The sequence below is a fragment of the Gemmatimonadaceae bacterium genome (genome assembly GCA_016720905.1).
Lineage (GTDB): Bacteria > Gemmatimonadota > Gemmatimonadetes > Gemmatimonadales > Gemmatimonadaceae > Gemmatimonas.
This window is the reverse complement of sequence record JADKJT010000001.1, coordinates 526,074-545,414: the sequence shown is the minus strand read 5'-3', so window position 1 is coordinate 545,414 and position 19,341 is coordinate 526,074. Positions and strand designations below refer to the sequence as shown.

The window sequence follows — 19,341 nt, the reverse complement described above, 5'->3', positions numbered from 1 at the left end:
TGGTGGTTGACGCCGCCAATCGTCCGGTGTCCGGTGTTGCTGTGGCCTTCAGGGTGGACTCGGGTGGCGGTGTGTTGTCATCCGGCGCGGCGGTCTCCAACAGCAATGGCGTCGCCATCGGCGGCACCTGGCAACTGGGAGCCATCGAAGGACCGCAAGTGGTCATCGCGACAGTCGGTGCGCTGACACCAGTCCGCATTCGCGCCACCGCGCGCGTCATAGCGGTGACCCTGCCGTCGCTGCCACTCAGTGGTGGTGGTGGCACGGTGGTGGTTTCGCGGCCCGGACTCCCGTTGGACGGCCTGCGTGTTGTCGCCGCACCGGGAGCGTTCGGCACCGCCACCGGCGTGGAGGTTGCCGTGCGCTCGTCCAGCGACATCGCGCTGCCCACCGGCGTCGCTGCTCGCTCGCATGCGTTCTCGCTGACCACGAACGGGGGAACGCAGGCCGGGCCCGTGCTGGTGACGATTCCCACCAGCATTGCCACCACCACGCCGCTGTTTGCCGTGGCCTACGATGACGTGACGAGAGCTGTCACGCTGTTACCCCCGGTACGCCGCACCGCGAGCGCGCTGACGGTCGCACTGCCTGCCGCGTCCGCGCTGCGGATGTCATCAATCACACCGACTGGTTCCATCGGCGCGCCGCTCATCAGCGCACGCGCCTCACGCGCCATGGGCGCGGAACGATCGCCGACGATCGTGATGGTTGGGATCGACTCCACGCTGCTCGCGCCCGACTTCGACACGGGATTTCGTCCGCAGACTGACGCGTGGGTCTTTTCCGACGGACTCACCGTGTACGGCGCGCGAGGTCCGCAAGGCGTCGCTTCGCGTATGGCGGTCCTCGACAAGACGCCCAGCATGACGTCGATCTGGTATTTCCTCAACCAACGTTCCGGAGGGCCGCTGGCACAGCGCTTTCAACTCGCCAGCGACGTGCTATTCAGTGCGCGCATGGGGTTCCGTTGGAATGGCTGGTTGGAACTCCGTGTGCCGGAGTTCTTTCGAGCCTTCGGAGTTGATTGGGAGCAGTTTGTTGCCGGAGAGGACACACCGGCGCAGATGGCCCGCGACCAGTTCCTCGGGCTCAAGGGGTTGATGCTGTTGAGCCGCAATGCCCCGCAAGCGGTTCAGGTGTACGACACGGAATCGGACAAAGACAGTACGACCGCGACGATCGGCATCGCGTGGCGTACCGAGGGCAATTCGGTGGACGTCGCCATCCCGACCGCTGCGGAGCGCACGGTCCGGTTGACGTATGGCCCCGGCGGTTGGCAGCAAGCGACCGTGCGATACGGGCGGCAACGACGGCTGATGCGCATTACCGGCATCGCCGCGCCTCGCCGTTGGTGGCGGATTCCTGGATGGGTTGATGGCGCAGACCTGGCCGCAGGTTGCCGCAGGGACATTCGGCGATGCCGATGCGTGGCCGCGCGTGAAGTTGATGAGCAAGTTCGGCGAGCTCGACACCGCCGACGTCGTGCTCCTCGACACACTGCAACACTGGTGGGAGTGCGAGTCGTGCGCGCGTACACCGTGGACGCAGAACGCCGTGCAGCCGCATCCCCTGGACCTCAGACCCGCCGCAGGAGGGTCCCAGAGCGCGAGTGGCACATGAGATACGACCATTCGGTTGAGCATGGCAGCAGAATCGCCGCCGACCGGCGTGCGGTATCGATGGATCTTCCACGGCGCCACGTCAGACAGTGTGGAAACAACCGCACCCGAGCTGCTTCGGACGTTCCGCAACATCGGCCACACGACCGTGACGGCGACGATGGTGCAGGGTGACGGGCGTCGGCCGATCGGTCGGGACTCCGTGCGCATCACCATTGATACGCCTGTTGGCGTGGCGCCTTGTTGATGTGGCGCTGCAGAGTCGTACCAGCGCGAGCCCGGAATTGAGCCCGGAGTGTCGCTACGGACCGGGCCAGGACCTGGCATTCATGCAAACAGATGTCACCGCCAATCCCGCAGAAGTCGGCTTCATCTGGGCATTGCAGGAGCCGCTCATCGATACGCTGGTGGGACCACAACGTCCCACACCGGGGCTCTATTTGTCGAGTACCCCACGCTCGAATGCCGCAACCGTGACAACCTATCCGGCGGGTCTCAATGGTGCCGTTCCGCTGGCGCACCGCTTCAACGGTTCGTTCAGTGGCGAACGCGTGGCGACGGGCAGTTTCACTTTCAGTATCGATCCGTTCTCAGGTCAGATGAGTGGCAACGCGATGCCGCTGATTTGTCCCGGGAAAAGTCAATTGCCCCCGGTCTGTACCAGAGACTACGCTTTCACCGTGCAGGCTACCAAGCAGGGCAACAGCTTGACCGGTACGATTCAGTTCGACGTCTACGGCTTCAATCGGTTCTTCCTTTGCACGAGCGTCTGGCGCTTTCGCGGTGACCGACTGCCCTGAGCGCGGGAGGGCTTCGTTTCCTCTCGGTTGCCTCTGGTCTCACCCCGAGAGGGCAGTCGCGCGCCGGTTTAGGCGCGTGCCCGTCTCAGTTGCTGTGCGATCTGTCCGAGGTGCTTCTCCCACGTACCACAGCACCCTCCCCAGATATCGATGTGCGGATAGCGCCGCCCAAGCTCGCCCATGAGCCTGCCCAGCTCCTGCGGATCACCTTCCTCCAGATGTCCGATCTTGCACAACGAGATCTTGTCCATGGCGGACGCGTTGGGGCGAAGCATGCGAATACGTTCGACCCAGTTCCCCGGCTCGAGCGCCGGCTGAAATTCGAACGGATGCGAGCAGTTGATGCCGTAGAAGTCGGGCCTCGCCTCGCCGGCTTCGCGGTCCGTATCTTCGATAGCCTCGCGCAGCGTCGGCCCAGACTTCAGCCTCGACGTGCTGCTGTCCAGCGTAAAGCAGATGCCGAGCGGAAGATTCACACGCGCCGCGGCGCGCGCGATGCCCACGGCCTCAGGCTCGCGGCCGAGTATGGCCAAACGATACTCCATCGCCGAGGCACGGTCGAGCGGTGATAAGGGTGAGTGGTCTGTCTGCTCGCGGCCCACGCCTCTACTTGATCTTCACGCGTTCAATCGTCGTCCAAAACTTCGGCAGGGTACCTTGCGTGTTCGTCAGAATGGCCCATCCACCAGGTTCGAACGCGGCGATGGCGCGGCCCTTGGGAAGGATCACCCGTTCGATGATTTCTCCCTTCCTGTTCACCACGTCGTAGCGCAATCCCCCGTTGGCGGACAGCACGGCGGTGCGCGGAACGATCCAGACATTGCCCTCAAGATCCACCTTCATCGCGCCAGGTTGAATAGCAGGCTCGTAGTCGGGCAGGTCCTTGGCTGGCACCAAAACAATTTCGGTGGTCAGTCGTCGCGGTCCATCGGGAGTCTGCATCGTTTGGGGCTTCATGGACTCCATTTGCTTTTCAAGCATCGGCTTGATGGAATCGATGACATGTTGCTTGCCGTCATCCGTCAATCGCTTCCAGTCGAACGCCATCTTGGGGGATGTCCTCCGCGTGCCATCGGGATCCACCCATTCCATGTGATAGTCATGCGAACGGAGAATCGCGATCGTTCCATCCGGCAGCAGGCCCCACTCGTCAGCCGTTTGCGTGGGATTGACGGTGAGCCTTTGCGTAAAGTTGCCGCGGTCGTCGCGAGAGGCCACGACCGATGCGTACTGCTGCACGATCTTCACGGTCGCGATCGTATCGATTTTGCGCGTGTCGAAGTCGGCGCGCACGATCGGCGCGGAGTCAATGGCGCCTGGTGCCGTCGCCGACTTCTCAATCATGATCTTCTGATTGAGCTCGATGAGTGCCTTATTCTGATTGGGCGGCGTGCCTTGATACACCAGGCGGCCTTTGGCATCGAGCGTGGGCGTGCCATAGATGTAGCCGACGGACAGCGTCACGATGTCCTGCGGACGCGGCAGCGCCGTGACGTGCGCAACCTTTCCAGTCGGATCGATGGTCAGTAGCGATCGCGAGGCAATATCGAGATACATGGTGGAGTCGGCCGGCATCGCGATAAGATGCGCCGATGGAATGCTGATGCCCGAGCTGCCAAGTGTTCCGCTGGTTCCGGATGAGTCGAGCGCCGGCGTGAAGTGTTTGAGCGACTTGTCGTACATCAGCACGCGGTATCGCTGAACATCATTGACCAGGACACGCCCATCGGACAGCGCACGCACCGAGAGACGCACGCCCAATGAATCGGTCGACACCGCCACTGGCGCCGGCACTTCGCGGACTTTGATCTTGTCCTGTATCGACTGCGGCTGTGCACTCAGCGGCTGCCCCATCAGCGCGGCGCCAATGGTGAAAGCGAGCATCGGACCTGCAAAGGTGAGGGTCATGGCCGGCCGCCTCAAGGGCTCAGCACGATGGCCGCCATCGTGCGACCGAGGATACTGAACACCGACTCGAAGCGACCCTCCGCTTTCGTCTTCGCGCCTTGGCGAGGAACACCCTGACCCCTGGCGATCACGTAGATCTTCCTGTTCCATCATCAATCTCGTACGCGCCCGTTCCGAGCACGCCGACACTCTGCGTCACGGTGCCTTTGACACGTACCGTCTTGCCATCGTACTCCTGCGGCCGATCCAGCAGGTCCTTGATGTGAATCGCTCGTGAGCAGGCGTTCAAGCCTACGAGTACCATGCCGAGCATCATGGTCGTTCGAGCGTGGCGTGCGAAAGTCCTAGTCATGTTGCCCTCTCCCGGGGTCGGTCTGACGTGATCCATCGCTTGAAAGTTGTATGCGAAGCTGGTCCAGCCTGCATCCAACAGCAAGTGTAGAACCCCTGGTGGTCAACGCGGGGTCCCCCCAACGCGTCCCCCATGCGGCTCCCAGATCTCTCCCTGATCGGCCGCCGCCAAGATACACTGCCACCCCCCCCCCCCCCCGGGGCCCCCCCCCCCCCCCTCCCCCCCCCTCTTCTTTCGTTTTTGTCCGGCCCCCCCCCCCCCCCCCCCCCCCCCCCCCCCCCCCCCCCCCCCCCCCCCCCCCCCCCCCACCAACGGGGGGCCCCCCCCCCACCACCACACCCCCCGTTTGTTGTTTTACGGTCGGGCGACCGCGTTGTCGATTCAGGATTCCGCCGACATGTCGGGAACGCCAGTAACGCGCACCTGGAGTTCATCCGACACGTCGGTGCTCGTGGTCGATTCCGTGGGGAATGTGCTTGCCGTCGGGGTTGGGGCCGCCACGATATCCGTGAAGCGCACAGGCGCGACCCCCCCCCGCCCGGGGGGCCCCGCGGCGCGCAGACGGCGGTGTCCGAGGCAGCGGGTGGACACGGTGGTGAAAGGTCTGGCGCAGGCCGTGAATGGCGGCGTGTCCGCCGGGCCCCCCCGCCGCCGCCCCCGCGGCGCCGCTGTTGGTGCGGGCACCGGGTGGTGCCGGCATGCAATTCACGGACGTCCAGACCAGTTTATGGGCGGACTGCGCACTCTCCACAGCCGGGGCCATCTATTGTTGGGGGAGAAACGTACACTATCTCATGGCCACTCAGGCGGCGCTTGTGATGGATAGTGGTCCGGTCGCCGTCAAGACGGCACTCCGGTTTTCGTCGTTTGCGCACGGAGGGCACTCGCAGACGTGCGGAATTTCAAGAGCCGACAGCCTCACGTATTGCTGGGGGCACAGCGATTTATACCAACTGGGACGCGAGACCAACCACCTTGACGATTCGATTCCCACGCCGGTCGTCGGCGTTGGAAAGACGCTGAGTGTCAGCACACACAACGCTACCTCGTGCACCATCGCCCTCGATAACTCGGCCTACTGTGTGGGCTTTTACGGAGTGCGTCACCACACCGTGCTGGTGGGGCAGCCGTCCCAAACCCAAACCATGCTGCCGGTGCAAACTCCGGAACGCTTCAGGACGGTGTCGCACGGCGACTTGTTCCTCTGCGGGCTGGCCATGGACCACGCTGTGGTGTGTTGGGGATCGAACACCTCCGGCAGTCTCGGCAACGGCTCCGAACGCGACGAATACGATTATGAGCCAAGGCGAATCGTCGGCAATATGAGCTTTGCGAAGGTCGAGGCGTTATCTCGCTCGTTTGCGTGCGGAGTGACGGTAGGTGGCGACCTGTATTGCTGGGGTGCCTTTCCCCCAGCAGCGATATCGACCCGGCTCGGCGCGAAGGCCTACTCGCCAGTGCAAATCGCCAAGGGTGTCAAGTTCACCGACGTGTTTGGTTCAGGCAGGGTGTGCGGAATTGCCACGGATGGTCGCGCGCTGTGCTGGTAGTGATCGGTCGACTCTTCGGCAGTGGTGGCCTCTCGGCGGCCTTTCGCGCGGTGTGCCTCACGCTGACGGTCGCCTTGCCCTCTCTGCTCTCGGGCCAGCGTCGACCGGGGGTGAACATGGGATTTTACACCACCACTGACCTGCTCACCGGCGACGTGGAGGGCGGTTCCATCACCTCAAGCACGACACAGGCCAACGCCCCACTGTTTGCGGTGTCGTTGGTGGTCACCGCGCCGCTCAAGCGAGCGTCCAAGCGGGCATGGATCGCCGGTCTGCGCGCCACGCCGATAGGCCTTGGCAACACCGCGTCATGTGTGCGCGCGACGGGCGAGGACGGTTGCCAGAACGGACCCTTCAACGAGCGGATCGGGGTGCTGGCCGGCAGCGCGTTTGATATCCGCTCGAGGATACTGCGCACGATGGTCGGACCCACGCTGTATCAGGTGGAAGGGCAGGGGGCGCGCATCGGCACGACTGTCCGCGTGGATTTCGCGTCTCCACGCCTGCACGGCCCCACGCCCACCTTGTTCTTTACGCGCACGTTTCTGGGCAGCCAGCGCGGCAGGGCGGTGGCGCTGAGTACACTGGGCGCCGGTTTCCGCTGGGTGCGTAAGCAGTGATCCCTGTGGGCTTGAACCGCAGGCTCTGAGCACAGCCCCGGCCACCACGCGGAGGCCTTGGCGTGGATGGCAGTCCCACCGGAGCGTCTGATCGGTCCCCGCCGGCATTGCTCCCCCCGGCGATCGCGCATGGTGTCGTGGGCGCTTTTTGCGAAATGAGGGCGAAATAACGAGTCCGTAACGGCGAAATCCTTCGTTGGCTTGTCGATGTCGGACTCACCTTCTCTCTCTCCTCGCTCAACATGCCTCGTTCCGTGACAGCTCTCAGGCTTCGGATGTTTCTGGCGCTTCCGCTCCTCGCAGCGTGTGCATCGAAGTCCGATCCGACCTCAAACGGCGATGACACGACTCCGTCCGCCAGCGATATGACGTTGAGCGGCACGATCGTGGGGCTGCAGGGCACCGGGACGGTGCTCACGGTCAACGGCGCGAGCGATATAGCGCTCCCGCCGAACCAGCCCACGTTCCAGTGGACGCTGAAGAAAGGCACGAACTACGCGATCGCGGTGAAAGCGCAGCCGTCGAGCCCAACGCAGCTGTGCACCCTCACGAATAGCTCGGGCACGCTCTCGGCGAACACGTCAACGGCGACGCTGACCTGCGTCACGCAGTCGTTTGGGATTCGCGGCACCATCAGCGGCCTGACGGGCACGGGACTGACCCTGGCATTGAGCGGTGGCACCCCCATCGCGATCGCCGCGGGCGCGACCACCTTCGAATTTCCGGCGCTCAGGAGCGGCACGCAGTTCGCGATCACCGTCGCCTCGCAACCGACGGGCCAGCAATGCGTCGTGAACAATGGGAACGGCACGATCGCGGGCGGCGATGTCACTGCCGCGAGCGTGACATGCATCTCCAGCGGACTTACCGTGGGGGGCCGCGCGATCAGCCTGTCGGCAACTGGCCTCACGTTGCGCTTGAACGCGGGGGAGCCATTGGCGCTGACGCCGCCGCCGGGGGGTGGCGCATTGGATTGGACCTTCCCCACCGCGCTCTCGGCCAATTCCAACTACGTCATCGTGGTATCGAGCCCCGCGACGTCGCCGCTTTCAACGTGCCTCCTGCGCAACGCCAAGGGACGCGTCACCACCGCCAACGCGACGAGCACCACGGTGCAGTGCTTCTTGAAGCCCGCGCGCAGCAACCTGGAGGGCACGTACGCCATCGCCATCAACGGCCTCAAGAGCTACCTCACATTGTGGGCCGACGGCACGTACACGTTTGTCGATCACAGCAACGATCCGTCGTGTTCGAACAACGGCAACGGCGTCGAGTACGGTGGGTACAAACGCTTCCAGAACGACTCGCTGTCGATCTTCAACGCATTCCAGGATACGGACGGCAACTGCGGAATTTGGGACGCCACGGTCACGCCGAGCGGACTGCAAGCCCGCATCCTTCGTGTCGGCGGTGCGCTCACGGTGCTAAGCCTGCCCGATAACATTACGTTCACGCTGAACGCGGTGAGCTCGAATCCGGCCACGCTGGTCGGCGCATTCTCGCGCGCCGATGGCACGGACGGTGGTGTCATCGTGTTCGAGGCCGACGGCACGTTCATGTTCGCGGAAGCGCAGGACTCGCCCAGCACCGGTGGCACGGCGAGTATCGAGCGCGGCTGCTACACGGTGTCAGGCTCGTCGTTCACGGTGTCTTTCGCCGCCGCTTGTCGCCCCGATGGCGCGCCCGCGCTGGACTTGAACGGCACTGCCGGATTCTCGGCGCGAAATGGGGCGGCGATTCCGTTCACTATCAACTCCGCGACGACGATCACGATCGACGGTGTGCTCTATCGCCGGTTGGAGCCGAACGGCTAGAGGTACTTGGAGCGGGCCGTGGCGGGCTCTCGTCAGCGGGTCGAAACGGGGGCACATTCGCCGCAGCAAACACCCGACAGTTCTCAAATGGGCTCTATGGCGCCTTCACCGTCGACGTCCTTCACACCGCTGACCCTGCGGACGCTCGGCGATGCCGGGGTCTACCATGAAGACGCGCCCCTGCCACTCCTCGGCCCAGGCAAGCCGTTTGCCCTCCTGGTCTACCTGGCACTTACCCCTGGACGGCGGACGTCCAGGGAGTTCCTCCTCGACCTCCTTTGGGCCGACCTCGATCCCGAGCGGGCCCGGCGCGCCCTGAGGCAGACGCTTTTCCATCTCCGCCGGCTCCTCGGTGAGGAAGCGCTTACCGGCACCGAAGAACTAACTCTCACCGGGGCGATCGATACCGATCGCGACCGCTTCCTCCGTGAACTGGAGCGGGGCGACCCCCAGACCGCGGTGGCCCTCTACGGGGGCAACTTCCTCCCCGCCTTCGGTGTGCCGGGTGGGGCATCGTTCGAACACTGGGCCGACCTCGAGCGCGACCGCCTGCAGACGGCGTTTCTCCGGAGCGCCGACATCCTGGTGCGACGACTGCTGAACGAATCGCACTTCAAGGAGGCACAGCGACTGGCGCGTCGCATTCGGGAGCTCGTCCCTGAAAACGAAAGGGCATGGCGGCTGGTATTGGAAACGACGGTCGCGGGGCAGGACCTCGTCGCGGCGGCCGTCGAAGCGAAGGCACTCGAGGGGTGGGCCGAACGTGAGGAGATTGCCCTGGAATCGTCGACCCGACTCCTCTTGGCTCGGGCGCGGGGGCTCGCGCCGAGCCGGGAAGGCGGCGCCAATGGCAGCGAACTGATCGCCGAGCTGACCGGCCGCGAGCGGGAATTCTCGACGATCACGTCGGCATGGGAGGGATGTCGGAACGGACGGGCACGACATCTCCACCTCACCGCACCCGCCGGATTCGGCAAGTCACGCCTGCTGCGCGATGCCTGCAGTCGGCTGGCCGCCTCCGGCGCGCGGGTGGTGCGCGTGCAGGGGACGCCAGGGGATCGCGAGGTGCCCTATGCGTTCGCCGCGGATCTGGCCTGGGCGATCGCCACCCTGCCGGGTTCGGCCGGAGTGGCGCCCTCGTCCGCAGCGACGCTCGTCGCCCTCAACCCTGCACTCTCCTCACAATTTGCCGCCCTCGCCGACACCGCGCAGGGAGAAGAAGCGCTACGCCGTCGCCTCCACGCGATGGCGGACCTGGTGCAGTCCGTCGCGCACGAACAGCCATTCGTCCTCGCCATCGACGACTTACACTGGATCGACCGGCTGTCCTATCGCATCCTCGAAGGGCTGTTCAGTCGATTCGACACGGCGCATCTGCTGTGCCTTACCGCCGCCCGCCCTGAACGAATTCCGGCGGCAGAGGGATGCGTCACGTTGCGGCTCGCGGCACTGAGCCGCGAACAGATCTCCAGCCTGGTGTCGGCCCTCGGATCGTTGCCGGAACAGGAACCATGGAGCGCTCACTTCATCGCCGGCCTGCAACAGGCGACCGGGGCTCGCCCTGCTCGTCATGGAAACCCCTCCGTTTCGCCATCGATCAGGGGTGTGCTCACGCTCGACCACAATGAGTGGCGCTGCCTCGGCGCAGGAGTGGCTGCAGTCGCTCCTCCAGGCGGGCGAAGCGCTCCGCGAGCGGGTGCGGGCGCTGCCACCGGCGCAGCTATGGCTGCTCGCGCTGCTCTCCACGGCTGGCACGTCGATCGACAGCGAATCGCTCGCGCTGGCCGCCGGATTTTCTCCGGCGGAGATTGCCGATCACCTCGCTCCACTCGAGCATCAGGGGTTGGTCACCAACGCCGGGGGACGATGGAGCACCGCGCACGACGAAATCGCCGCAGCGTCTCGAGCGGCGCTGACCGTCGAGCAGCAGCGTGCGGCCCACCGCTCCATCGGCGAATACCACGCGGGCACGGACGTCGCGGATGCCGATACCCTGCTGCGGGCGGCACGCCATTTTCTGATCGCCGGCGACGACAGCACGGTGCAGCAGCTGCACCGTCGCTTTGCGCGCGCGGCCCGTGAACGGGGCGACCGACGGGCCTTCTCGGAGATTGCCGCAGAACTGATCGACGAGGAAGCGCATTCGTCTCGCGTGTCGGTGCTCGTCCGAGCCTGCCCCTCCCGTGGCGTGTCGGACTCTGGTCCACGTCGCGCCAGGTCGCCGCATCTGCCCTGACGATGTCGGTCGCGTTGCTGGTCCTCATGGCCGCCCGGTCCGGCAGGAGTGACGAGGCCACACTCCAGCACTTGGTCTACATGGATTCCACCGGCGCCACCAGCGCAGTGCTGGTGCGACCATCGGAATGGAGCAGCACCAGCGCGCCGGTGGTCCCTGTGCCAACGACGAGCGCGATGGCTGACGCGGCACGCACCTACGCCGATCTTCCCCCCGCCATCTCACCGGACGGGAAGTCGGTGGCGTGGATCAAGGACTCCGGGCGACAGCACGACGCTCGACATCTGGATTCGCACACCGGCCGGCACTCGCCGGCTCACATCACAGTCGCGCGACGATCTCGTGCTGGGCTGGCTTCCCGACGGCTCGGCGCTTGTCGGACAGACCATGCGCTGGTCTCCGGCCACGGATGGGAACTACGACATTGCCGTCTTCGACACGGCCACTGGGGCCGCGCGACAGATCACCCGTGGCCCGGCGCAAGACATCGATCCCCAAGTCTCTCCCGACGGAACCCGGGTCGCCTTCATCCGGGGCTCGATGGTCGATCCCCCGCAGCTCTGCATTACCACGATCGACGGACAGCATGAGCCCGAGTGTCGCCTGATCGGCGGGCAGCCGATCGCCACGTTGCTCGGCTGGACCGGCCTCGATGAACTCGCCCTCACCACAGTCCCGACCGGCGTTGGGTCGCCGGGTCGGCCCGGCTGGATGGCATGGTCGGCTTGCGCGACATGGTCCTGCCGCTGGACGCCCCGGCAAGGCACGGCCGGTCGCCGGAGCTGGCCACGCGCCTGACGCGCTGCGCTGGTGGGAGGGGATGCCGGATCGTTCGTGGTTGATCGACCATCTGGAGTTCAGCGACTCGGTGACAACGGTCCTGCCCGGCATTGGGACGCGACTGTCGGTGAAAGCATTGAGCGCCACAGGCTCCGAGATACCGATTCGCGCGCCGGTCGTATGGAGCTCGAGCGACACGATGGTCGCCATCATCGACTCCACCGGTGAAGTGCGTGTCCGCGCGCCGGGTGAGGTGGCGGTTACCGCCACGCTCGCCGACTGGCGCAAGGCCACCAAGCGCATCAAAGTGGTTGGGCAAGGCGCCCATCAACGTTCTTGATGAACGGTGGGAGGGTGACTGGCGACGCCGTTGGCTACCATGGGGCGATCTGACTCCACTGGTGTCCACCGGCCCCCAGGGAATTCGTGGCTTGTGGAGCCGAGGGGATGGCGTCTACCCGAGCATGGCGATCTCGCGTGATGCGCTCTCGGCGCGGGATGGCCTCGGACTGGAGGTGCGCATCAGCACGCCGCTGACGCTCGCGCAACATCAGCGATTGAAGGTCATGTTCCTGGCCGGCCTCGATCCGTCGACTTTCGAGCGGGCTGACCAGCAGAAGCGCTCCGCCAACAGTTGGCACGTCCGTCTCCATGTGCGGCATTATTTTCCCGCAGGAAGGGCGCTGGGGCGACACGAATTGCGCTGTTTGGCAGCGTTCCAGAAAACATCGACGTTGGCAGGGAAGGCGCTGCGCTGCGAACCGGCGACTGGTGGACGCTGCGGGTGCAGATCCTTCCTGATGGTCGCTGCGGCATCGCCATCAACGGACGCGTGCTGCGACTGTCGAAGGAGCCGGTTCCCCTCGACGGCGCCTATCGGGTCTGGCTTGGTGACGAATCCGCGGGCGTGCAGCTGATTCACGGCCCGCTGCAGATCTGGACCGGCGTGCGGACCGACATTCGGTGGAGCAATTGACGGGCAGCGCACCCGACGACGACAGCCATCCAGATGCCAGAGTGAGCCCTCACTCGGCCCTTCCTTGCATGCGGTGAGGCCGCGGCTATATACTTTACCGTATGGTGAAGTATGTGCAGGTCCGCCTCGATACCTCGTTCGCCGCGCTCTCCGACGCCACCCGACGCGGCGTTCTGGAGCAGCTCCGACGTTCAGACGCTTCGATCACGGACCTTGCCCGGAAGTTCCACATCACCCTCGCGGGCATGATGAAGCACGTCGGCGTCCTGGAGCAGGCCGGGCTCGTCACCACGGAGAAGGTCGGGCGCGTGCGGAACTGCAAGCTCGGCACGCATCGATTGAAGGAAGAGACGGCATGGCTTGAGAGGCACCGCCAGCTCTGGGACGCACGGTTCGACGAGTTGGACCACGTGGTCGAGGAACTCAACCGGAAGGAGAGAATCGATGGACGCAAGAATCGAAGGTAAGCCCGCCGCCGAGAAGAACCGCACCACGGTGGAACGGCAGTCGGACCGCGAGGTCGTTGTCACGCGGACCATCAACGGCCCCGCGCACATCGTGTTCGAGGCATTTTCCAAGGCCGAGCTGCTCAGGCGTTGGTGGGTGCCTAAGTCAATGGGAATGACCCTGCTGTCGTGCGAGGTGGATGCTCGTGTCGGAGGCACGTACCGATTGGAATTCGACGTCGGTGGCCCCGAGCCTGTCGCGTTCTTCGGCACGTACGTCGACGTGACGCCGTCGTCGCGCCTCTCGTGGACCAATGACGAAGGTGGCGAGGGCGGATCGGTGACCACGGTGACCTTCGAGGAAAAGGGCGGCCAGACGCTGGTGGTCCTGCGCGAGAGCTATCCATCGAAGGAAGCGCTCGACGCTGCCGGCACGGGTGCAGCCGATGCACTGTTCGAGACGTTCGATCAGCTGGACGAGCTTCTCGTATCTCTGGGTGAGGGCTCGGGACCGTAACAGAGACGCGGATCTCGGGTGAGTAATCAATCCGGGCAAGGAATGATGTTCAGCGCCGCACGCGCGCGAACATCCACGGCAACAGCGCCGGTTCCGTGTACGCCCACTCCCACGCGTTGTGTCCGACGCCGGCATACTCGGTGTGCAGCGGACGGCCTCCGGCCGCGCGCAGCGCCGCCATTCGCTCGCGCGAGACGGCCACCGGCACGGTCTTGTCCGCGTCACCGTGAAAATTCCAGATTGGCACGTTGGCGAGTGTCGACACCCGCTCGGGCCCCGCGCTCCCACAACACGGGACCGCTGCCGCAAAGAAGGCCGGTCGGTGCGCCAACATGTTCCACACACCGAGCCCGCCCATGGACTGTCCGGTCACGTACACGCGACGCGCATCGATCGGGAGTTCCGACAGGAGTTGGTCGATGATGAGCAATGCCGTGGCGACGCCATCCCCCACACCGTCGACGACGCGCGCCACCGAATCGCCGGGCGCCGGCTCGCCGTAATTCGCCCAACCACGATCGGTTTGCGGGGCGAGCACGAAACACGGAAACTGTCGCTGATGCTCGGGCAGCGCCCACACGCGGGTCCCAAAGATGTTTCCCGTGGCCATCTGCTTCTGATTGTCCGTGCCCAATCCGCCGCTGCCGTGCAGGTAGATCACCAACGGATGCCGACCGGAGGCCGCCGGTTGAAAGAGTCGATACGGCATGGCCCACGCACCGGTATGCGTGCGTGCTTCGAAACCCGCATCGACGTCGGCTGCGTGCTGCTTGAACGCCTCAATCAAGGCCATGCGTTCGGGCGACATCGGCGTGCCCGGGGCCAGCGGTGGCGTGTCCTGCGCTCCGCTGTCCGGCACGAGAACGTCGCCGCCGCGACCACTTGCGTAGCGACCGGCCGTGCCCGCCAGCCACGGCGCGGCGGCGAGCGAACCGAGCATCCTGACCGCGTGTCGTCGTGAAGTCATCGCGCATTGTCTCCTGATGGTGGGACCTTGAATGATCCGTCTCGCGGCTGCCCTGCGCTTTATCCATGCAGGCATCCGCGCTTCCCCCCAGGGAGCTCCGCGTTGCCGGATTGTTCGCAGCGCTGTTCCCCCAAAAGAGAAGCCTGTGTCCTCAGCTACCCACCATCGGCCAACGCCATTCCTGGCTGCAGCTTGCGTCGCACTTGTCCTGCTTGCCGCTTGTGGCGGTGGGGAGGACTCACCAACGCCAATCACTCCGCCGCCCCCTCCTACGAGAACACCTGCCTCGTTGGTTACCGTTTCGGGTGATGCGCAGGCCGGTGCCCGAAAGCCACTGCCCGTCAAGCCGGTGGTCGCGGTGAAAGACGCGCGTCGGCGCCGGCCTGCCCGGGGTGACGGTGACGTTCTCCGTCGATTCAGGCAATGGTTCACCGCCGCGACCACAATGGTCACCGCCAACGACGGAACGGCGTCACCCGGCGACTGATCCTGGGGACGGCGGAAGGACGCAATGTCATCACGGCGCACGCGGGAACGTTGCCAGCGCTCGTTGGTCGCCACGGCCACGCTGCCAACGGTCAACTTTCGCGGGCCAGACCGTTCCCACCACTGGCGGCACCGTCACGCCTCACACTCCCCGGATCCGCACTGGATGGGACCACACTGACCATTCCACCCGGTGCGCTCGGCAGCGCGGGCACGATCGGCTTCAGCATCTCGTCCGCATCGACCCTTGTATTACCGGCGGGCGTCACCGCAGTTTCGCCGGCGCTGGCCGTCACCGGACCTGTTGGACGATTCAAGGTACCTGCCACATTGCGTTTGCCCGGCATCGCGCCGGTCGGTCGGAGTGCGCGCTTCGGCCACCACATCGCTGCCCGCGCCGGTCACATCGATCCTGGTCACCATCGCGATCGATCCCACACTGCTGGCGCGCGATTTCGATTCGGGCTTTCGCACCGCGGCTGACGAATGGGACTTTCAGCGCCAGTTGATCTCCTCGTTCCCCGTGTCGCTCTCGACCTGGCGTCGATCCCGATGTGTCGATGATCGGCACGTCGATCTGGTATTTCGTCAATCGCAAGGGCACCGACGGACCGCTGTTCCAGAAGTACCAGGAAGCGCCCGGCATTCCGGAAAGCAATCGGCGCGGCTTCCGTTGGGACGTCGGTCGCCTATTCGGATGTGCCGGACCTGTACTGACGGGTGGACTGGCTGACGCGACGTTCGCCCAGATCAAGGCGAGTTCTGCCGCCTTCGCCTTGCAGAGTATGAATGAGATCAAGGGGCCGCGTTCCTGCTCTCGAGCAACAAACCGCAACCGGTCATGCTGTTCAACGACCGCCGTGGCCACGGGGGGTGAACCGCGCTTCGGCATTGCGTATCGGACGGTGGGAGCGGTGGTGGAACTGTCGATCCCGGACGCGCCGGGGCGCGCCGTTTCACGATGGAGTTGCTGCCCACCGGTTGGGTCACCGCCTTCGTGACACCAGCCAGCGGCATCCAGTATCGCGTGGACCACCTGGCCCCGGTCCACTACGGGTTGCTCGCGTGCAGGACGCGGCATTTGCACAGGAGTACGCGCGGGTCACCGCGAAGACGATCGGCGACGCGCAAGGGTGGCCCAGGCCCACATTGAACAGTGCGTATGGCCTGCCTCGATACGGCGGCGGTGTACGCGGCCGACACGCTGCGGAATTGGTGGGTGCAGCGCCTGCGGAAGACCACGGCTTTCGCACCACGCAGATCACGCCTCGCCCACGCTGCTCGCGGCGTTTCGACGGGCCGACCAGAATGCCAACGGCAGCTGGGGCGCGCTCGCCCCGGCCATCGCCGTTCAAGGGTCGACGTATCGCTGGAAGTACGTGGGGGACAAGGTCACGGACAGTACGGACACCAACACCCCAGCGTTTTCGCGCTTCATGACCGACGCCGTTGGCCGTTCGATGATGTACGGCACGGTGCTGGAAAAGACCACGAAGCGGCCACTAGGCAGGACTCGAGTGCGGTCCTCTATGCGAAAGCGTGGCACCATATGGTCTCGCTGGCATCGGCGCTCCTGCCACCAGGCGGCACCGGCACCGAGCCGAGCGACGTGCTGTGACTGGGCATCGCGACCAGCACCATCAACGACCTGCAGCAACGGCCGTCCAACAGCATCCTCGACATGTTGCACGGGCCGAACAACTGCCGAGCGATCGCGTTGCAGCAGTACCTGCCAGGCCAGGTCCCGGACACCGGCGGCGTCAAGGGGAATTCGTTCCGCGCGCCGTTGGGGAACAACTGCCCCGACCCGGACTTCATCCAGACACTCACGATTGCACCGCTCGGCGCGGGTACCATCGTTGTCGGTCGCACCGTCGTTTGCCGATCCTGATGTCGCCACCATTCCTGGCGGCACGATTACCGCGACGATGAACGGACCGAACCTGCAAGGCACGTTTGTCTGGAAATTCCGCTACAGCACTGGCATCGCGCTGTACACGTTCAACTTCCAGGCGTCGCTGCTGATACCCGAAGTAGCAAGAGCGTCTTGGCCAGGGCTGCCCATCGCTCCCGCTCGACACCGGGCCCGAACAGCGGGAGACCCGCGAGTCGCGGCAGCGGGGCGAAGGGCTCGCGACCGCCAACCTGCCGGCGGGTGCCTTTCGGGTGTTCTACGTAAGAGTCCTCGCGAACGATGACCTTTCCTTCCGCGTCCTTGGACGGATCCGGCTCTCCGCGCAGGCGGTGAACGACCAGTTGAAATCCCTGGAGCTGCAGGACCTCATGGTCGGCATCACCATCGATGCGTTCCATGGCGAAGACACCTCGATAGAAGTCCGTCGGAGACGAAGAGAACGGCACTCGGGCTAGGGGCGGGAGTCATGGAAACGCTGGCGAAAGTTGATGGGGGCGGTCAGCGCGCATCGGGCCGCGTTCGTATGCGGAGACGAAGCACAAGCGCCCCAGCGGCCACTCCGAGCAGGGCACCATCGAGGCTATGTGAGGGATTCTCGTTCCACCAAAAGAAAGCGATCCCTCCGACAATTGCACCGCCTGCAGTATGCGCGAACGTTCGCCATACGGGCACCTCCCGCGGAGCGGTCCACACGACGAGCGGGCCGAGAAGGCCGCCCACGACCGAACCAACGATACCGGCCAGCACTTCCGCGTCCCCGGAGTACGGACGCAGGCCCAGCGGGTCGATGAAGAACGTCACGATTCCGAGAGCCGCCACGCCGAAGTACCCACCGAGGCCGGCCCCACCCAGAAAAAGCCCTGCGGTGACTGCGGTTGCTCGCGCAATCTTTGTCATTCCTATCGGGTGTCTTTGGGGGGATTGCCTGACGTTTGGGGTATACATCATTCGTGGGTAGCCCGCTCGAAAGCGTTACCTATGTTGCCGGACAAAAGTGTTACCCATCATCCCGACTGTTCAAGGCGAGGGACGGGCCGTTAGTGTCCTGCGTCCGCGGTGATGACCGTATTGAGTTGCGTACACATCGCATCAGGCGTGTCCGAACCGACAAAGAAGCGTGACCCGTCGCGCAGCTGAAACTCGACCGCGTCGCCCAGGGTGACGGTGTAGAGCGTCCCCTGCGGTAACCAGCGAATCCCGAGTCCCGCCAAGACCGGCGGTCGAATCCGCTGTATGCTAGCGATATCTGTCAGCGCGACGTTCCGCACTGTGAAGAAGCCGCCGAGTTTGACGCGAAGACGGCCGTCGCTGGCGAGCACCTGGATCGACGAGAATGGCAACGCGGCCGCGATCATGATCGCCCCGATCGACACGGCGAAGGCAACATGGTCGTGTAGATAGAGCGAGATAGCGGCGGGCGCGGACAGCAACACGATCGCGACCACAAGAAACGTTCCAAACTCACGGATCGCGATCGGGACGGACTTCGCAGCAGTGGTCGTCACGATATTCGCCAATATTCAGAAGGTTCGAACTCAGTTTCGCGGTCTAACGATGTGCTTCAGTTGCAGCCGAACAAATAAAGCGCGCGCAGCGCGCCCTCAACAGATCGGCTGTCAACTGCAAGCGAATGTTAGGAAGCTGGAGATTACTGCGGCGGTTTTGAGAGATCAATTTCCGGTATCGAGTCCAACGGCGGGATGTGTAGCCTACCCATCACGTCGAGTCGCGTGACTTTCAGTAGTGAGCCGCTCCACATCCCAAAGTGGCCTTTCATTCGCGCGTTGAAAGTGCCTTCTACCAACACGTACTTATTTTGCACAGAGTCGGGCGTTCCGAGAGGCTGAACAAGCCAGAGTCCATTTCGATTGAGTCGGTGTTCGTAGTCCTCGCGTGGCGGGCATACAAACCGTTCCCTTCGAACTCAAAGTGGGCAAATCCAAGTACTCTTACCGCTTTCCATGATACTCAATTGGCTTTGCGATCAGCTCGTAAACGCTCACCTCGTAGAGGGCGCATGTTTTTTGCCGGCCCTTCCGTTACGCAACGCAACGAGTCAATCGAGAGCGAATCTGAGGGTGCTCCGGTTCGCGACGAAATATCGCTCTTGCCTTGACACGCGTACAGTAACAGAGCTCCGAAGGAGGCAAGGCTTGCAAATCTCATTTCTGATTGTGCGTTTAAGATCTGAGTCTTCCTAACGTGTATTCGTTTGCCCATTTAAGCGCACCCACATCTACGTAACGCGCGTACTCCCCACCACAGTCGCGTCCACCGGCAAATCCCGCAAGTCCCATTCCCACAGTCGTTTGCCCGCGGTTTCCCATTGCCAAAGTCTCAACAGCGCGCGCGTTA

Annotated in this window: 21 protein-coding genes; 14 read left to right on the top strand and 7 right to left on the bottom strand. The window is 64.3% G+C overall.

What is annotated here, in order from left to right; genetic code table 11:
- Window positions 1-26: 26 nt before the first annotated feature.
- Both IPP90_02295 and IPP90_02290 read left to right on the top strand, forming a co-directional pair.
- Complete coding sequence (locus tag IPP90_02295; GenBank protein MBL0169546.1) at window positions 27-1,793, top strand: hypothetical protein; 1,767 nt, start codon at window positions 27-29, stop codon at window positions 1,791-1,793.
- A 53-nt stretch (window positions 1,794-1,846) separates the two neighbouring features.
- Window positions 1,847-2,419 carry a hypothetical protein gene (locus tag IPP90_02290; protein ID MBL0169545.1) on the top strand — a complete coding sequence of 191 codons (573 nt, stop codon included), beginning with the start codon at window positions 1,847-1,849 and terminating at the stop codon, window positions 2,417-2,419.
- Window positions 2,420-2,487: 68 nt separating this feature from the next.
- On the opposite strand, the gene IPP90_02285 is transcribed toward IPP90_02290, so the two are convergent.
- The 3 genes from IPP90_02285 to IPP90_02275 form a co-directional block, all read right to left on the bottom strand.
- Window positions 2,488-2,964 carry a homocysteine S-methyltransferase family protein gene (locus IPP90_02285; protein ID MBL0169544.1) on the bottom strand — a complete coding sequence of 159 codons (477 nt, stop codon included), beginning with the start codon at window positions 2,962-2,964 and terminating at the stop codon, window positions 2,488-2,490.
- Between the two features lie 61 nt (window positions 2,965-3,025).
- Window positions 3,026-4,327, bottom strand: a complete 1,302-nt coding sequence (locus IPP90_02280) for a hypothetical protein (protein MBL0169543.1) — start codon at window positions 4,325-4,327, stop codon at window positions 3,026-3,028.
- Window positions 4,328-4,454: 127 nt separating this feature from the next.
- The gene (locus tag IPP90_02275) at window positions 4,455-4,679 is read right to left on the bottom strand and encodes a hypothetical protein (GenBank protein MBL0169542.1); all 225 of its coding nucleotides are present in this window, start codon (window positions 4,677-4,679) and stop codon (window positions 4,455-4,457) included.
- A 794-nt stretch (window positions 4,680-5,473) separates the two neighbouring features.
- Between IPP90_02275 and IPP90_02270 the strand changes: the two genes are divergently transcribed.
- The 9 genes from IPP90_02270 (at window position 5,474) to IPP90_02230 (ending at window position 13,618) form a co-directional block, all read left to right on the top strand.
- On the top strand, window positions 5,474-6,229 hold the full coding sequence (locus tag IPP90_02270; GenBank protein ID MBL0169541.1) for a hypothetical protein: 756 nt from the start codon (window positions 5,474-5,476) through the stop codon (window positions 6,227-6,229).
- Entirely contained in the window at window positions 6,220-6,849 is a 630-nt protein-coding gene (locus IPP90_02265) for a hypothetical protein (protein MBL0169540.1), read from the top strand. The genes IPP90_02270 and IPP90_02265 overlap by 10 nt, the downstream gene beginning before the upstream one ends.
- A 254-nt stretch (window positions 6,850-7,103) precedes the next feature.
- The gene (locus IPP90_02260) at window positions 7,104-8,663 is read left to right on the top strand and encodes a hypothetical protein (protein ID MBL0169539.1); all 1,560 of its coding nucleotides are present in this window, start codon (window positions 7,104-7,106) and stop codon (window positions 8,661-8,663) included.
- 6 nt (window positions 8,664-8,669) lie between these two features.
- Window positions 8,670-10,745, top strand: a complete 2,076-nt coding sequence (locus tag IPP90_02255) for an AAA family ATPase (protein MBL0169538.1) — start codon at window positions 8,670-8,672, stop codon at window positions 10,743-10,745.
- Between the two features lie 496 nt (window positions 10,746-11,241).
- Window positions 11,242-11,697, top strand: a complete 456-nt coding sequence (locus IPP90_02250) for a PD40 domain-containing protein (protein MBL0169537.1) — start codon at window positions 11,242-11,244, stop codon at window positions 11,695-11,697.
- A gap of 22 nt (window positions 11,698-11,719) precedes the next feature.
- Window positions 11,720-12,019, top strand: coding sequence for an Ig-like domain-containing protein (locus tag IPP90_02245; protein MBL0169536.1), 300 nt, complete (start codon window positions 11,720-11,722; stop codon window positions 12,017-12,019).
- 444 nt (window positions 12,020-12,463) lie between these two features.
- On the top strand, window positions 12,464-12,655 hold the full coding sequence (locus tag IPP90_02240) for a hypothetical protein (protein MBL0169535.1): 192 nt from the start codon (window positions 12,464-12,466) through the stop codon (window positions 12,653-12,655).
- A gap of 101 nt (window positions 12,656-12,756) precedes the next feature.
- Entirely contained in the window at window positions 12,757-13,122 is a 366-nt protein-coding gene (locus tag IPP90_02235; GenBank protein ID MBL0169534.1) for a helix-turn-helix transcriptional regulator, read from the top strand.
- The gene (locus IPP90_02230) at window positions 13,100-13,618 is read left to right on the top strand and encodes an SRPBCC domain-containing protein (GenBank protein MBL0169533.1); all 519 of its coding nucleotides are present in this window, start codon (window positions 13,100-13,102) and stop codon (window positions 13,616-13,618) included. Before IPP90_02235 ends, IPP90_02230 begins: the two co-directional genes overlap by 23 nt.
- A 49-nt stretch (window positions 13,619-13,667) precedes the next feature.
- Here the strand turns inward: IPP90_02230 and IPP90_02225 are convergent, their stop codons facing one another.
- Window positions 13,668-14,558, bottom strand: coding sequence for a dienelactone hydrolase family protein (locus IPP90_02225; protein MBL0169532.1), 891 nt, complete (start codon window positions 14,556-14,558; stop codon window positions 13,668-13,670).
- A 450-nt stretch (window positions 14,559-15,008) separates the two neighbouring features.
- Between IPP90_02225 and IPP90_02220 the strand changes: the two genes are divergently transcribed.
- Together IPP90_02220 and IPP90_02215 are read left to right on the top strand one after the other, a co-directional pair.
- Entirely contained in the window at window positions 15,009-15,554 is a 546-nt protein-coding gene (locus tag IPP90_02220) for a hypothetical protein (GenBank protein ID MBL0169531.1), read from the top strand.
- Between the two features lie 77 nt (window positions 15,555-15,631).
- Window positions 15,632-16,072, top strand: a complete 441-nt coding sequence (locus tag IPP90_02215) for a hypothetical protein (protein MBL0169530.1) — start codon at window positions 15,632-15,634, stop codon at window positions 16,070-16,072.
- Window positions 16,073-16,422: 350 nt separating this feature from the next.
- On the opposite strand, the gene IPP90_02210 is transcribed toward IPP90_02215, so the two are convergent.
- Window positions 16,423-16,563, bottom strand: coding sequence for a hypothetical protein (locus IPP90_02210; protein MBL0169529.1), 141 nt, complete (start codon window positions 16,561-16,563; stop codon window positions 16,423-16,425).
- Between the two features lie 189 nt (window positions 16,564-16,752).
- Here IPP90_02210 and IPP90_02205 point away from each other — a divergent pair, with 189 nt between their 5' ends.
- Complete coding sequence (locus IPP90_02205; GenBank protein ID MBL0169528.1) at window positions 16,753-16,962, top strand: hypothetical protein; 210 nt, start codon at window positions 16,753-16,755, stop codon at window positions 16,960-16,962.
- Window positions 16,963-17,072: 110 nt separating this feature from the next.
- Here IPP90_02205 and IPP90_02200 read toward each other — a convergent pair whose 3' ends face one another.
- Window positions 17,073-17,384, bottom strand: a complete 312-nt coding sequence (locus IPP90_02200; GenBank protein ID MBL0169527.1) for a hypothetical protein — start codon at window positions 17,382-17,384, stop codon at window positions 17,073-17,075.
- Window positions 17,385-18,023: 639 nt separating this feature from the next.
- A complete protein-coding gene (locus tag IPP90_02195) occupies window positions 18,024-18,491 on the bottom strand; it encodes a hypothetical protein (protein MBL0169526.1) in 468 nt (155 codons plus the stop codon).
- Window positions 18,492-19,341: the final 850 nt, after the last annotated feature.

Bases quoted from the DNA above. Each gene is read 5' to 3' on its own strand.
- IPP90_02280 (MBL0169543.1), bottom strand. From the start codon at position 4,327: ATGACCCTCACCTTTGCAGGTCCGATGCTCGCTTTCACCATTGGCGCC.
- IPP90_02275 (MBL0169542.1), bottom strand. From the start codon at position 4,679: ATGACTAGGACTTTCGCACGCCACGCTCGAACGACCATGATGCTCGGC.
- IPP90_02230 (MBL0169533.1), top strand. From the start codon at position 13,100: ATGGACGCAAGAATCGAAGGTAAGCCCGCCGCCGAGAAGAACCGCACC.
- IPP90_02225 (MBL0169532.1), bottom strand. From the start codon at position 14,558: ATGCTCGGTTCGCTCGCCGCCGCGCCGTGGCTGGCGGGCACGGCCGGT.
- IPP90_02205 (MBL0169528.1), top strand. From the start codon at position 16,753: ATGTTGCACGGGCCGAACAACTGCCGAGCGATCGCGTTGCAGCAGTAC.
- IPP90_02215 (MBL0169530.1), top strand. From the start codon at position 15,632: ATGATCGGCACGTCGATCTGGTATTTCGTCAATCGCAAGGGCACCGAC.
- IPP90_02235 (MBL0169534.1), top strand. From the start codon at position 12,757: ATGGTGAAGTATGTGCAGGTCCGCCTCGATACCTCGTTCGCCGCGCTC.
- IPP90_02200 (MBL0169527.1), bottom strand. From the start codon at position 17,384: ATGGAACGCATCGATGGTGATGCCGACCATGAGGTCCTGCAGCTCCAG.
- IPP90_02245 (MBL0169536.1), top strand. From the start codon at position 11,720: ATGCCGGATCGTTCGTGGTTGATCGACCATCTGGAGTTCAGCGACTCG.
- IPP90_02220 (MBL0169531.1), top strand. From the start codon at position 15,009: ATGGTTCACCGCCGCGACCACAATGGTCACCGCCAACGACGGAACGGC.
- IPP90_02285 (MBL0169544.1), bottom strand. From the start codon at position 2,964: ATGGAGTATCGTTTGGCCATACTCGGCCGCGAGCCTGAGGCCGTGGGC.
- IPP90_02270 (MBL0169541.1), top strand. From the start codon at position 5,474: ATGGCCACTCAGGCGGCGCTTGTGATGGATAGTGGTCCGGTCGCCGTC.